This is a genomic window from Micromonospora sp. NBRC 110037, assembly GCF_001652995.1.
GTDB lineage: Bacteria > Actinomycetota > Actinomycetes > Mycobacteriales > Micromonosporaceae > Micromonospora > Micromonospora chalcea.
On sequence record NZ_BBVA01000003.1, the window covers coordinates 459663 to 472498 of the forward strand.

Here is a 12836-nt window from a genome sequence, read left to right on the forward strand (position 1 = left end):
AGACTTCCCTTATGTCGACACGGGTGTTAGGGCTGGTCAAGGCGAGCCATCCGGAACCCGCTGCGGCGGTCACCGTGGTCGCCGCGCTGCTCGCCGCCGGCGCCGGGCACTCTGCGGCCGGCGTCGCGGCGGTGGCGCTGACGGTGCTGGCCAGCCAGCTCGCTGTCGGCTGGAGCAACGATCTGATCGACGCCGAGCGGGACGCCGCGGTGGGGCGTACCGACAAACCGGTGACCACCGGCGCGGTCAGCCGGCCGGCGCTGGCCCGGGCCGTCGTGGTCGCCGCCGTCGCCACCCCGCTGCTGGCGCTGGCCGGCGGCCCGGCCGCGGCGGCCTGCGCCACGCTGGGCCTGGTCTCCGCGCTGCTCTACAACCGGCCGCTGAAGTCGACGGCGGTGTCGGTGCTGCCCTACGCGGTCTCGTTCGGCGCGCTGCCCGCGTTCGTGGTGCTGGCGCTGCCCGGCTCGCCCGCGCCGCCGGCCTGGCTGGTGGCCGCCGCCGCGCTGCTGGGCGCCGGCGCGCACTTCGCGAACGTGCTGCCCGACCTGGCCGACGACGCCCGGACCGGGGTGCGCGGCCTGCCGCACCGGCTGGGCCCCGCCGGCAGCCGGCTCGCCGCCGCCGGGCTGCTCCTGGCGTCCACCGTCGCGCTGGTCTTCGGCCCGCCGGGACCGCCGTCGTGGGCCGGGCTGTCGGCCGTCGCCGCCGCCGTCGCCGTGCCGGCCCTCGGCTGGTACGCGGGACGCGCCGCCGCCGGACGCTCGGCCAGCGCCTTCCGGGCGGTGCTGGTGGTGGCGCTCATCGATGTGCTGCTGCTGGTGACGAGCGGCCGGGTGGTCTGACGGTCTCCCTCGCCGGGTGGCATTGCCGGGTCCGCGTGCGGGCCTCGATCAGCTCCAACTACCCTGGAGCGCGGTCTGCGCGGGTATGGCCACCCCGTGCCCGGTGGTCGACCGGGCGGGGATCGTGACGAGGAGGACCGACGTGACGCGCTCGATCAGGGGTTCCCGGGGGCCGGCCCTGCTGCTGGCCGGCACGGCGGCGGCGAGCCTGCTGCTGTCCGGGTGCGGCACCGGGCAGATTTCCGAGACCGCCAACAAGATCCCGTCGGTACAGGGCGTCAACGTCCAGACCTCCGACAACCTGTACAAGGTGCGCGGTCTCTACGTGCGGACGCCGGGGCCGAAGGGCTACGAGGCGGGGTCGAACGCGCCGGTCAACGTGGTGATCTACAACGACAGCGAGAAGCCGGTGACCGTGACGGTCACCACCGACAGCGCCCGGGAGATCGTGCTCACCGGTTCCGGCGCGGGCGAGAGCGGCGCCGCCACCCCGACCGGTTCACCCACCGAGCCGGGCACCGCCTCGCCGACCGCGAGCGATCCGAGCGCGTCGCCGAGCCAGTCGCTGGGGACGTCCGAGTCGCCGTCGGCCAGCCCGTCGCCGAGCGAGACCGGGTCCGCGCCCGCCGGTCAGCCGGCCCGGATCGAGATCCCGGCGCTCAGCTACGCCCAGCTCAACGCCGACAACCCGCGGTTCCTCCAGCTCGTCGGCCTGAACCAGAAGCTGCTCGTCGGCCAGCAGGTCAACCTGACCTTCGACTTCGGCGACGGCAAGGTCATCACGACCCCGGCGCCGATCGGCATCCCGCTGACCGCGGAGCCCACCCCGTCCAAGATCGTCAACCCGCGTGAGCACGGGGCCGAGGACGGTGGCGTCGAGGGCGGCCACTGACCCCCGTCCTCCTTCCGTCGGCACCGCCGCTGTGGCCAGCGCCACGCCGGCGGTGTCGCCGTTTCCGGTGGGCTTTCGTCGTACGGGCCGGTTAGCGTCCTGTGGTGACCACGCCCCGATCGACCCCCTCCCGTGCCGGCGCCGGCCGCGGTCGCGCCGCCCGTGAGCCCCGTCCGGCCTACGAGTGCGACGCCTGCGGTCACCAGCCCCCGAAGTGGGTGGGCCGGTGCCCCGAGTGCGGCGAGTGGGGCTCGGTGGTCGAGTCCACGATCACCGGCCCGCTGGTCTCCGGCCGGGTGGTCAGCTCGCGGATGCCGGCCGAGCCGGCCCGGCCGATCGCCACCATCAGCGCCGCGCCCGCCCGCGCCCGGGCCACCGGCGTCAGCGAGCTCGACCGGGTGCTCGGCGGCGGCCTCGTTCCCGGCGCGGTGGTGCTGCTCGCCGGTGAGCCGGGCGTGGGCAAGTCGACGCTGCTGCTCGACGTGGCCCAGCAGTGGGCCGCCGGGGCCGGCAGCCCGTCGCTGGTGGTCAGCGGCGAGGAGTCGGTCAGCCAGGTGCGGCTGCGCGCCGAGCGGATGGGCACCCTGCACGACCAGCTCTACCTGGCCGCCGAGAGCGACCTGTCGGCGGTGCTCGGCCACCTCGACGCGGTCAAGCCCGGCCTGCTGGTGCTCGACTCGGTGCAGACCATCTCCACCACCGGCACCGAGGGCGTGCCCGGCGGCGTCACCCAGGTCCGCGCGGTCACCGCCGCCCTGGTCGCGGTCGCCAAGGAGCGCGGCATCGCCACCGTGCTGGTCGGCCACGTCACCAAGGACGGCCAGGTGGCCGGCCCCCGGGTGCTGGAACACCTGGTCGACGTGGTGCTGCACTTCGAGGGCGACAAGCACTCCTCGCTGCGCATGGTGCGCGGCGTGAAGAACCGCTTCGGCGCGGCCGACGAGGTGGGCTGCTTCGAGATGCACGAGGGCGGCATCAGCAGCCTGGCCGACCCGTCCGGCCTGTTCCTGACCCGCTACTCCGAGCCGGTGCCGGGCACCTGCGTGACGGTGGCGATGGAGGGGCGCCGGGCGCTGGTGACGGAGGTGCAGGCGCTGATCGGGGCCACCGTCGCCGGTTCGCCCCGGCGTACCGTCTCCGGCCTCGACAGCGCCCGGCTCGCCATGGTTCTCGCGGTGCTCCAGCGCCGGACCGAGCGGCTCACGCTGCACGACCGGGAGGTCTTCGCCGCCACTGTCGGCGGCATCCGGGTGGTCGAGCCGGCGGCCGACCTGGCGGTGGCGCTCGCGGTCGCCTCCGGCGGGCTCAACCTGGCGCTCAACCCGCATCTGGTGGCCATCGGCGAGGTCGGGCTCACCGGCGAGGTCCGTCGGGTCGGCGCGGTGCCCCGCCGGCTGTCCGAGGCGGCCCGGCTGGGCTTCCGGCTGGCCCTCGTGCCGCCCGGGTGCGGGCCGGAGAGCAGCGGCGCCGGGCCGGAGAACATGCGCGTGATCGAGGTCACTGACGTGCGGGCCGCCCTCCAGGCCGCCGCCCGCGCATCGGCGGAGTGACACGGTGGGATCCGCCGGGCGTTCCCGGACACGCGGCGCAGCCCGTGAAGAGCCGCCCGAGCCGGGCATCGTGACACATCACAGTAACCACGAGAGCACCCACCGCACGGCAGTCCGTAGACTGTGCCCGTGCCGATCGACCGCGATGCCACCAAGCCCGCAACGGCGACGCCGCACGCCCGTACCGGCGCCGTGAGCGGCAACCCCGCTCGTGCCATCAGCGTGAGCGTCAACGGAAGCGTCGGCGGCGGGGCCGGTGGCGACCCGCTGCGCGCCAACCTCGCCCTGATGGCTCCCGGCACCGCCCTGCGGGACGGCCTGGAGCGGATCCTGCGCGGCCGCACCGGCGCGCTGATCGTGCTCGGCTACGACAAGGTGGTCGAGCAGATCTGCACCGGCGGCTTCCCGATGGACGTGGAGTTCTCCGCCACCCGGGTCCGGGAGCTGTGCAAGATGGACGGCGCTGTCGTCCTGTCCAGCGACGGCACCCGGATCGTGCAGGCCGGCGTGCACCTGATGCCCGACCCGTCGATCCCGACCGAGGAGTCCGGCACCCGGCACCGCACCGCCGAGCGGGTGGCCCGGCAGACCGGCTACCCGGTCATCTCGGTCAGCCAGTCGATGCGGATCATCAGCCTCTACGTCAACGGCCAGCGGCACGTGCTGGACGACTCGGCGGCCATCCTGTCCCGCGCCAACCAGGCGCTGGCCACGCTGGAGCGCTACAAGCTGCGGCTGGACGAGGTCTCCGGCACGCTCTCCGCGCTGGAGATCGAGGATCTGGTCACCGTCCGCGACGCGGTGGCTGTGGTGCAGCGGCTGGAGATGGTCCGCCGCATCGCCGACGAGATCGCCGGTTACGTGGTCGAGCTGGGCACCGACGGCCGTCTGCTGGCCCTTCAGCTCGACGAGCTGATGGCCGGCGTGGACGCCGACCGCACCCTGGTCATCCGCGACTACCTGCCGGTCGGCCGCAAGTCGCGCACCCTGGACGAGGCGCTCGTCGAACTCGACCTGCTCAGCGCCACCGAGCTGATCGATCTCGTGGCTGTCGCCAAGGCGATCGGCTACCCGTCCGCCTCCGACGCGCTCGACGCGGCGGTCAGCCCGCGCGGGTTCCGCCTGCTCGCCAAGGTGCCCCGGCTGCCGGTCGCCGTGGTCGACCGGCTGGTGGTGCACTTCGGCAGCCTCCAGCGGCTGCTCGGCGCGACAGTGGAAGACCTCCAGGCCGTCGAGGGCGTGGGCGACGCACGCGCCCGTGGGGTCCGCGAGGGCCTGTCCCGGCTCGCCGAGGCATCCATCCTCGAACGGTACGTCTGACCGACCGCTCAGCCGGTGATGGTCAGCTTCACCGGCTCGCTGATCTTGGTGCCGACGCGGGCGAACACCTGGTACGCGCCGATCGCCGCGAACTCACCGTTCGCGAGCCCGTTGGCGCACCGGTTGTCCACCCGGCCGTTCCAGCCCAGCTCGTAGGAGCGCTCGAAGTTCGGCGTGAACGACTGCGGGTCCGAGCCCTTGCCGGTGCCGCACGTGTCCGAGGACCAGATCTTCTCCGCGCCCGCCTTGATGTACAGCTCCTGCAGATCGGCGCCCACGTCCCGGCTGCACGTCCGGTTCGACACGTTCTTGACCTTGAGGCGCAGCGTGACCACAGTGCCCCGCTGGGCGGTGGCCGGCACCGCGACCGGCGTCACCAGCAGCTCCGAGTCGGTGCAGTTGCCGTCGTCCGAGACCGGCTGCCCGTTCGCGCCGCCGTTACCGGTGCCGCCGCCGTTGTTCGCGCCGCCACCGGTGTTGCCGCCGCCGTCGCCCGTACCGCCGCCGGTGCTGCCGCCGCCCGCGTCACCGGCCGTCGGTGACGGGCTGCCCGACTGCGGGGTCAGCACCGAGCCGGACGGGGCCGGCTCAGCCCCGGCGGAACCGGTCGGCGACGGGTCCGTGCCCGGCGCGCCGGTGTTGCGGTCCGTGCCGGTGCACGAGTAGAGCAGGACAATCAGGAAGAGCAGGCCCGCTCCGAGCACGACGGCACGACGCCGCCAGTACACGGCAGGGGGCAGGGGGCCGACCGTCAGACGCATGATGCGCCTACCGTAGCCGCGCGGCGCACGGCTCGCCGGTCCGACGCGCCGGGAACCCGCCGCCGTACGGCCGCCTCCGTCCACACCGGATAGCCGCCACCACCGTCAGAGGTAGACCTTGCGCTGGTAGATCGCGTGCGCGCCGGCCACCCGGTCGAGGAAGAGCAACCCGGCACAGTGGTCGATCTCGTGCTGGAGCGCGCGCGCCTCGAAACCGTCGGTCACCAGCCGGACCGGCTCCCCGGTGCCCGGCAGCACGCCCTCGACCACCAGCCGGCTGGCCCGCTTCACGTCGCCGGTCAGGTCCGGCACCGACATGCAGCCCTCCCGGCCGGCCTTCCACCGGCTCGCCTCCACCACCCGCGCGTTGCAGAGCACGAACGTGCCGTGCACGGTGACCGCCTTCGGGTGCCCGGTGACGTCCACCGCGAACACCTGCGCGCTCACCCCCACCTGCGGCGCCGCCAGACCCACACAGCCGGGCGAGACCCGCATCGTGGCCACCAGATCGGCGGCGAGGCGTACCACCTCGGCAGACGTCGGGTCGACCTCCGGGCCGGGTTGGCTCAGCACCGGCTCCGGGGCGGTGACCACCGGACGTACCTCGCCGGGGACGCCGAGCTTCTCCGGGGTCCAGCCGCCCAGGCCCGCGTACTCCGGCCCGGTCACAGCAGATCCGTGTCCGCCGGGCGGAGGCTTACCCCGACACCCAGCTCCGCCGCGACGCGGGTGAGCCGGCCGGCCACCTCGTCGGAGACGCCCGGCGGCAGCTCGACCTCGGCGACCACCACGTAGAGCGAACCGGTCAACCGCGTGCTCAGGTCGGTCACGTTCCCGCCCGCGTCGGTGAGCACCCGGGTCATCGCCGCCACGATGCCCATCCGGTCGGCGCCGTGCACCGCCAGCACGTACGGCTCCCCGGTGGGCTCGCTGCCGCCGTCCGGCGTGACCGCGCGTACGGTGGCCAGCAGATGCCCGTCGGCGGCGAGCGGGGCCAGCGCGGCCTCGACGTCGGCGGCGGCCGGGCCCACGCAGATCAGGGTCATCGCGAAGTGTCCACGCAGCCGGGTCATAGTCGAGTCGGTGAGGTTCGCGCCGAGCCGGGCGAGGACCTCCGCGACGTCGGCCACGATGCCCGGCCGGTCCCGGCCGATGACGGTGATCGCGAGCTCGTTCATTCGGACATTCTGCCCCGTCGCCCATGATCGATCGCGCCCGGCCACCCGCCCCGCCCAACCTGCGGGAAAGACAGCCGTGACATGATCGGCGGCGCGATGTCCGAGCCCACATTCGCCACCCAGGTCAGCCGGTGGTACGAGCGCAACGCCCGCGACCTGCCCTGGCGCAAGCCGGGCATCGGCGCCTGGGCGATCCTGGTCAGCGAGGTCATGCTCCAGCAGACGCCGGTGGTCCGGGTGGTGCCCGCCTGGGAGGCGTGGCTGGCCCGCTGGCCGGATCCGCGCGCGCTCGCCGAGGACACCCCGGCCGAGGCGATCCGGATGTGGGGACGGCTCGGCTACCCCCGCCGGGCGGTACGCCTGCGCGAATGCGCGGTGGCCGTCGTGGAGCGGCACGGCGGCGTGGTACCCGACCGGCTCGATCATCTGCTGGCGCTGCCCGGCGTCGGCACGTACACGGCTCGCGCGGTCGCCGCTTTCGCGTACGGGCAGCGGCACCCCGTGGTGGACACGAATGTCCGGCGGGTGGTGTGCCGGGCGATCGCCGGTGAACCCGACGCCGGTCCGACGACCCGCCCGGCCGACCTGGTCGCGACCGAGGAACTGCTGCCGATCGAGCCGGCCGCCGCCGCGCTGGCGAGCGCCGCGTTCATGGAACTCGGGGCGGTCGTCTGCACCGCCCGCGCCCCGCGCTGCGCGATCTGCCCCGTCGAGTCGAGCTGCGCCTGGCGGGCTTCCGGCCAGGCGGCCCCCACGGGACCGACGCGCCGCCCGCAGCGCTACGCCGGCACCGACCGGCAGGTACGCGGGCTGCTGCTCGCCGTGCTGCGGGAGTCCACCGGGCCGGTGCCGCATCAGCGGCTGGACCAGGTCTGGCACGACGACGTGCAGCGGGCGCGAGCGCTGGCCGGCCTGGTCACGGACGGCCTGGTGGAACCGGTGGGCGAGGAGTCGTTCCGCCTGGCCGGCGACGGCCCCGCCGTCCCCCTCCCCTGACCGCCCCCACCCCACCCCTCCCACCCCGACCCCGCCTCCGCCTCCCCCCGTCCTCGACTCGCCCTCGACTCGCCCCGTTGATCATGAAGTTAGCGGCGACAAATCGGGCGCCAAGTGCGGTCAACCTCATGATCGACCACGGCGGGGCTGGGGCGAGGAGGGCGTGGTGGGTGGGCACGGAAAGGCGACGGCCCCGGTGGCTTTCGCCTACCGGGGCCGTCGCCCTCGAACTGTTCTTGCCTACGCGGCGTCGTCCGCGCCGGTGGCGGCGGTGCCGCCGAGGTCCGCCGGGACCGCGTCCGGCACGGCGTCCGGCCGGTCCGCGCCCCGGAAGACAAGCTTGGACTTGTCGATGTTCTCCGGGTCGCCCTCGCAGTCCACGACCACGATCTGACCCGGGGTCAGCTCGTTGAACAGGATCCGTTCGGACAGGTTGTCCTCGATGTCGCGCTGGATCGTGCGGCGCAGCGGCCGCGCGCCCAGCACCGGGTCGAAGCCCTTCTTCGCGAGGTACTTCTTGGCGTTGTCGGTCAGTTCCAGGCCCATGTCCTTGTTGCGGAGCTGGGTTTCGATGCGCTGGATCATGATGTCGACGATGGAGAGGATCTCGGTCTCGCGCAGCTGGTGGAAGACGATGGTGTCGTCGATGCGGTTGAGGAACTCGGGCCGGAAGTGCTGCTTGAGTTCGTCGTTGACCTTCTGCTTCATCCGGTCGTAGTTCGACTCGGAGTCCTCCGACGCCTGGAAGCCCAGCGACACCGCCTTGGCGACGTCGCGCGTACCGAGGTTGGTGGTCAGGATGATGACCGTGTTCTTGAAGTCCACGATCCGGCCCTGACCGTCGGTGAGACGCCCGTCCTCCAAAATTTGCAGGAGGGTGTTGAACACGTCCGGGTGGGCCTTCTCGATCTCGTCGAAGAGGACCACGGAGAACGGCCGGCGGCGCACCTTCTCGGTCAGCTGCCCGCCCTCGTCGTAGCCGACGTAGCCGGGAGGGGCACCCACGAGGCGGGACACCGTGTACCGGTCGTGGAACTCCGACATGTCGAGCTGGATGAGGGCGTCCTCGCTGCCGAACAGGAACTCGGCGAGCGCCTTGGACAGTTCGGTCTTACCGACGCCGGACGGGCCGGCGAAGATGAACGAGCCGGACGGGCGCTTCGGGTCCTTCAGGCCGGCCCGGGTACGCCGGATCGCCTTCGAGACCGCCTTGACCGCGTCTTCCTGGCCGATGACGCGCTTGTGCAGCTCGTCTTCCATGCGCAGCAGGCGCGAGGTTTCCTCCTCGGTCAGCTTGTAGACCGGGATACCGGTCCAGTTGCCGAGCACCTCGGCGATCTGCTCGTCGTCGACCTCGCTGACGACGTCCAGGTCACCGGCCTTCCACTCCTTCTCCCGCTGCGCCTTCTGCCCGAGCAGCTGCTTCTCGGTGTCACGCAGCTGCGCGGCCCGCTCGAAGTCCTGCGCGTCGATCGCGGACTCCTTGTCGCGGCGCACCTGGGCGATGCGCTCGTCGAAGTCCCGCAGGTCCGGCGGCGCGGTCATCCGGCGGATCCGCATCCGAGCGCCCGCCTCGTCGATCAGGTCGATCGCCTTGTCCGGCAGGAACCGGTCGGAGATGTACCGGTCGGCCAGCGTCGCGGCGGCGACCAGGGCGGCGTCGGTGATGGAGACGCGGTGGTGGGCCTCGTAGCGGTCCCGCAGGCCCTTGAGAATCTCGATGGTGTGGGCCAGCGACGGCTCACCCACCTGGATCGGCTGGAAACGACGCTCCAGAGCGGCGTCCTTCTCCAGGTGCTTGCGGTACTCATCCAGCGTGGTGGCGCCGATGGTCTGCAGCTCACCCCGGGCCAGCATCGGCTTGAGGATGCTGGCGGCGTCGATCGCGCCCTCGGCCGCGCCCGCACCGACGAGCGTGTGGATCTCGTCGATGAACAGGATGATGTCACCGCGGGTGCGGATCTCCTTGAGCACCTTCTTCAGACGCTCCTCGAAGTCACCGCGGTAGCGGGAACCGGCGACCAGGGCACCGAGGTCGAGGGTGTAGAGCTGCTTGTCCTTCAGCGTCTCGGGCACCTCACCCTTGATGATCTTCTGCGACAGCCCTTCGACGACGGCGGTCTTGCCGACGCCGGGCTCGCCGATCAGCACCGGGTTGTTCTTGGTGCGGCGGGACAGCACCTGCATGACCCGCTCGATCTCCTTCTCGCGCCCGATGACCGGGTCGAGCTTGCCCTCCCGGGCGGCCTGGGTCAGGTTGCGGCCGAACTGGTCCAGCACGAGGCTGGTCGACGGCGCGGCCTCACCCGGCGCCGCACCGGCGGCGGCCGGCTCCTTGCCCTGGTAGCCGGAGAGCAGCTGGATGACCTGCTGGCGGACCCGGTTCAGGTCGGCGCCCAGCTTCACCAGGACCTGGGCGGCGACGCCCTCGCCCTCGCGGATCAGGCCGAGCAGGATGTGCTCGGTGCCGATGTAGTTGTGGCCCAGCTGCAGCGCCTCGCGCAGCGACAGCTCCAGCACCTTCTTCGCCCGCGGCGTGAACGGGATGTGCCCGCTCGGCGCCTGCTGACCCTGGCCGATGATCTCCTCGACCTGCTGACGCACGCCCTCCAGGGAGATGCCGAGGCTCTCCAGAGCCTTCGCCGCGACACCCTCACCCTCGTGGATCAGGCCCAGCAGGATGTGTTCCGTACCGATGTAGTTGTGGTTGAGCATCCGGGCCTCTTCCTGGGCCAGGACGACAACCCGTCGCGCTCGGTCGGTGAACCGCTCGAACATGCCCTCGTGCTCCTCACGTGCCGTGCGCCTTGATGGTCAGATCTCGGCGGGGCCGGTGCGCGGACGTCCGGGACGGGCGTCCGTGCCTCCTTACTCTATCGCCGCGGACCGTCTCCGCTGAGGTCGTGTGGCCCCGCGAATGCTCGTTCCGACGTCGTTTCAGACAACCGTCCACGCTCAGGAGGTGTTCCGGGACCCCTGCCTGTACGCGCAGAGCGAAATTCGACCGGCGGCAGAGGGCCGGCCGAGCAGACCTGGGCGGCGTCACACACCCGCCGCGCTTGTCCACAACCTGTGGACGGAATCTCCACCGCCTGTGGACAACTTCCCCGGGGGGAGATTTCTTCCCACCCCACCCGCCTCGCGGCCAGGCGGATCGGACATCCGCCACTCGGCGGGACGCCGGCCGCGAGCGTGACAACGGGGGCGGAAACGGCGACGCCGGGCCGGAGTCGCACTCCGGCCCGGCGTCGCGTCGCCCGTGACGAAGGTGGGGTCAGTGCCCCGCCTTCGCGTGGTACTCGTCCACGATCTCCTGCGGGATCCGGCCCCGGTCGGAGATGTCCTTGCCGGCCTTCTTGGCCCACTCGCGGATGGCCCGGTTCTGCTCGCGGTCGGCGGTCGCGCCGCCCCGGCCCCGAGCGGCCCGGCCACCCACGACCACACCCCCGCGACCGACCTTCGTTCCGTTCGCGATGTACGGCGCGAATACGTCACGCAATTTCTCCGCGTTGGATGCGGAGAGGTCGATCTCGTACTGCACGCCGTCGAGCGCGAACTTGACGGTCTCGTCAGCGTCCCCGCCGTCCAGGTCATCGACCAGCTTGTGAATGATCTGCTTGGCCACGTCCCACATTCCTTTCGAGCAGGGTGCTGCTCCTGCAATACTCGCAAGAGCACAATAACCCGTCCGGCGCTTGTTCCGTCAATAGGACGGGGTAACGAGCCGGAGAAGCTTTGCGGGAGCGCCTACTCCGGCCGGACCAACGGGAACAGGATCGTTTCCCGAATTCCCAGCCCGGTCAGCGCCATCAGCAGGCGGTCGATTCCCATTCCCATGCCACCGGACGGCGGCATTCCATACTCCATCGCTCGGAGAAAATCCTCGTCCAGCCGCATCGCCTCGTCGTCGCCGCGCGCCGCGAGCTGCGCCTGGGCGACCAGCCGATCCCGCTGCACGACCGGGTCGACCAGCTCCGAGTACGCGGTACCCAGCTCGAATCCCAGCACGTACAGGTCCCACTTCTCGGCCAGGCCCGGCTCACTGCGGTGGGCCCGGGTCAGCGGGCTGGTCTCCTCCGGGTAGTCGCGGACGAACGTGGGCGCCTGAAGCGACGGCACCACGAGTTCCTCGAACAACTCCTCGGCCAGCTTGCCCGGTCCCCACTTCGGGTCGACGGAGAGACCGACCTTGTCCGCGTACTCGACCAGCCGCGCCCTTTCGGTGCGGACGGTGACCTCCTCACCGAGCGCTTCGGAAAGGACACCGAACAGTGTCACCGAGCGCCACTCGCCACCCAGATCGAACTCACGCCCGTCGGCGTGGGTCACCACGGTCGATCCGGCGACCGCGATCGCGGCCTGCTGTACGAGATTTCGGGTCAGCTCGGCCATCGTGTCGTAGTCGCCGTACGCCTGGTACGCCTCCAGCATCGCGAACTCCGGCGAGTGCGAAGAGTCGATGCCCTCATTACGGAAGTTACGGTTGATCTCGAAGACGCGGTCGACGCCACCGACCACCGCGCGCTTGAGAAACAGTTCCGGCGCGATTCGCAGATACAGATCCGTGTCGAGCGCATTGCTGTGGGTCACGAATGGGCGGGCCGCCGCGCCACCGTGCAGCAGTTGCAGCATCGGGGTCTCGACCTCGATGAAGTCCTGCCCGTGCAGCGTGTCCCGCAGGCTGCGGACGGCGGTGGCCCGGGTGCGGACCATCTGCCGGGCCTGCGGGCGGACCACCAGGTCCACGTAGCGCTGGCGGACCCGGGACTCCTCGCTCAGCGGCTTGTGCGCCACCGGCAGCGGGCGCAGCGCCTTGGCGGTCACCGCCCATTCCTCGGCCAGCACGGACAGCTCGCCGCGCCGGCTGGTGATCACCTCGCCGGTCACGCCGACGTGGTCGCCGAGGTCGACCAGGCGCTTCCAGTCCGCCAGCCGCTCCGGCCCGACCCGGTCCAGCGAGAGCATCGCCTGGAGTTCGGTGCCGTCACCGTCGCGAAGGGTCGCGAAGCAGAGCTTGCCGGTGTTGCGAATGAAGATCACCCGGCCGGTGACCGAGGCGCGGTCGCCGGTGGCGGTGTCGGTGGGCAGGTCGGCGTAGCGCTCGCGCAGCTGCGCGAGCGTCGTGGTGCGCGGGAAGCCCACCGGGTACGGCTCGGTGCCCTCGGCGAGCATCCGGTCCCGCTTCTCCCGGCGGACCTTCATCTGCTCGGGAAGGTCGTCGGCGGGGTCTGCTGGCAGGGCGTTCTGCTCGGTCACGGCACGCTTCCTCAGGCCTTGGGAACATCGGCGGGGTCAGC

At 71.9% G+C, this 12836-nt stretch carries 11 protein-coding genes; 5 read left to right on the plus strand and 6 right to left on the minus strand.

The window, feature by feature from the left end; genetic code table 11:
* Nucleotides 1-11: 11 nt before the first annotated feature.
* The 4 genes from A4R25_RS12155 (at nucleotide 12) to disA (ending at nucleotide 4604) form a co-directional block, all read left to right on the plus strand.
* Nucleotides 12-842 carry a UbiA family prenyltransferase gene (locus A4R25_RS12155; protein ID WP_064446768.1) on the plus strand — a complete coding sequence of 277 codons (831 nt, stop codon included), beginning with the start codon at nucleotides 12-14 and terminating at the stop codon, nucleotides 840-842.
* A 142-nt stretch (nucleotides 843-984) separates the two neighbouring features.
* Nucleotides 985-1734, plus strand: coding sequence for a hypothetical protein (locus A4R25_RS12160; protein WP_043330867.1), 750 nt, complete (start codon nucleotides 985-987; stop codon nucleotides 1732-1734).
* Between the two features lie 104 nt (nucleotides 1735-1838).
* Complete coding sequence (gene radA / locus A4R25_RS12165; protein ID WP_064446858.1) at nucleotides 1839-3284, plus strand: DNA repair protein RadA; 1446 nt, start codon at nucleotides 1839-1841, stop codon at nucleotides 3282-3284.
* Nucleotides 3285-3413: 129 nt separating this feature from the next.
* Complete coding sequence (gene disA, locus A4R25_RS12170; protein ID WP_030502855.1) at nucleotides 3414-4604, plus strand: DNA integrity scanning diadenylate cyclase DisA; 1191 nt, start codon at nucleotides 3414-3416, stop codon at nucleotides 4602-4604.
* Between the two features lie 8 nt (nucleotides 4605-4612).
* Here disA and A4R25_RS12175 read toward each other — a convergent pair whose 3' ends face one another.
* The 3 genes from A4R25_RS12175 to A4R25_RS12185 form a co-directional block, all read right to left on the minus strand.
* The gene (locus A4R25_RS12175) at nucleotides 4613-5365 is read right to left on the minus strand and encodes a hypothetical protein (protein WP_064446769.1); all 753 of its coding nucleotides are present in this window, start codon (nucleotides 5363-5365) and stop codon (nucleotides 4613-4615) included.
* Between the two features lie 105 nt (nucleotides 5366-5470).
* On the minus strand, nucleotides 5471-6034 hold the full coding sequence (locus tag A4R25_RS12180) for a peptide deformylase (RefSeq protein ID WP_043327917.1): 564 nt from the start codon (nucleotides 6032-6034) through the stop codon (nucleotides 5471-5473).
* Nucleotides 6031-6543, minus strand: a complete 513-nt coding sequence (locus tag A4R25_RS12185) for a glycine cleavage system protein R (protein ID WP_013288949.1) — start codon at nucleotides 6541-6543, stop codon at nucleotides 6031-6033. Before A4R25_RS12185 ends, A4R25_RS12180 begins: the two co-directional genes overlap by 4 nt.
* 96 nt (nucleotides 6544-6639) lie before the next feature.
* Here A4R25_RS12185 and A4R25_RS12190 point away from each other — a divergent pair, with 96 nt between their 5' ends.
* Nucleotides 6640-7539 (plus strand): A/G-specific adenine glycosylase, encoded by a 900-nt coding sequence (locus A4R25_RS12190; RefSeq protein WP_064446859.1) that lies wholly within the window; start codon nucleotides 6640-6642, stop codon nucleotides 7537-7539.
* A 240-nt stretch (nucleotides 7540-7779) separates the two neighbouring features.
* Here the strand turns inward: A4R25_RS12190 and A4R25_RS12195 are convergent, their stop codons facing one another.
* The 3 genes from A4R25_RS12195 to lysS all read right to left on the minus strand — a co-directional run bounded on the left by A4R25_RS12195 (nucleotide 7780) and on the right by lysS (nucleotide 12795).
* On the minus strand, nucleotides 7780-10317 hold the full coding sequence (locus tag A4R25_RS12195; RefSeq protein ID WP_064446770.1) for an ATP-dependent Clp protease ATP-binding subunit: 2538 nt from the start codon (nucleotides 10315-10317) through the stop codon (nucleotides 7780-7782).
* Between the two features lie 496 nt (nucleotides 10318-10813).
* Entirely contained in the window at nucleotides 10814-11164 is a 351-nt protein-coding gene (locus A4R25_RS12200) for an Lsr2 family protein (protein ID WP_166457523.1), read from the minus strand.
* Nucleotides 11165-11286: 122 nt separating this feature from the next.
* Entirely contained in the window at nucleotides 11287-12795 is a 1509-nt protein-coding gene (lysS, locus tag A4R25_RS12205; RefSeq protein WP_043327915.1) for a lysine--tRNA ligase, read from the minus strand.
* Nucleotides 12796-12836 lie beyond the last annotated feature (41 nt).

Coding starts and splice junctions, on each gene's coding strand:
- A4R25_RS12155 (WP_064446768.1), top strand. CDS start 12: ATGTCGACACGGGTGTTAGGGCTGGTCAAGGCGAGCCATCCGGAACCC.
- A4R25_RS12175 (WP_064446769.1), bottom strand. CDS start 5,365: ATGCGTCTGACGGTCGGCCCCCTGCCCCCTGCCGTGTACTGGCGGCGT.
- A4R25_RS12185 (WP_013288949.1), bottom strand. CDS start 6,543: ATGAACGAGCTCGCGATCACCGTCATCGGCCGGGACCGGCCGGGCATC.
- A4R25_RS12190 (WP_064446859.1), top strand. CDS start 6,640: ATGTCCGAGCCCACATTCGCCACCCAGGTCAGCCGGTGGTACGAGCGC.
- A4R25_RS12195 (WP_064446770.1), bottom strand. CDS start 10,317: ATGTTCGAGCGGTTCACCGACCGAGCGCGACGGGTTGTCGTCCTGGCC.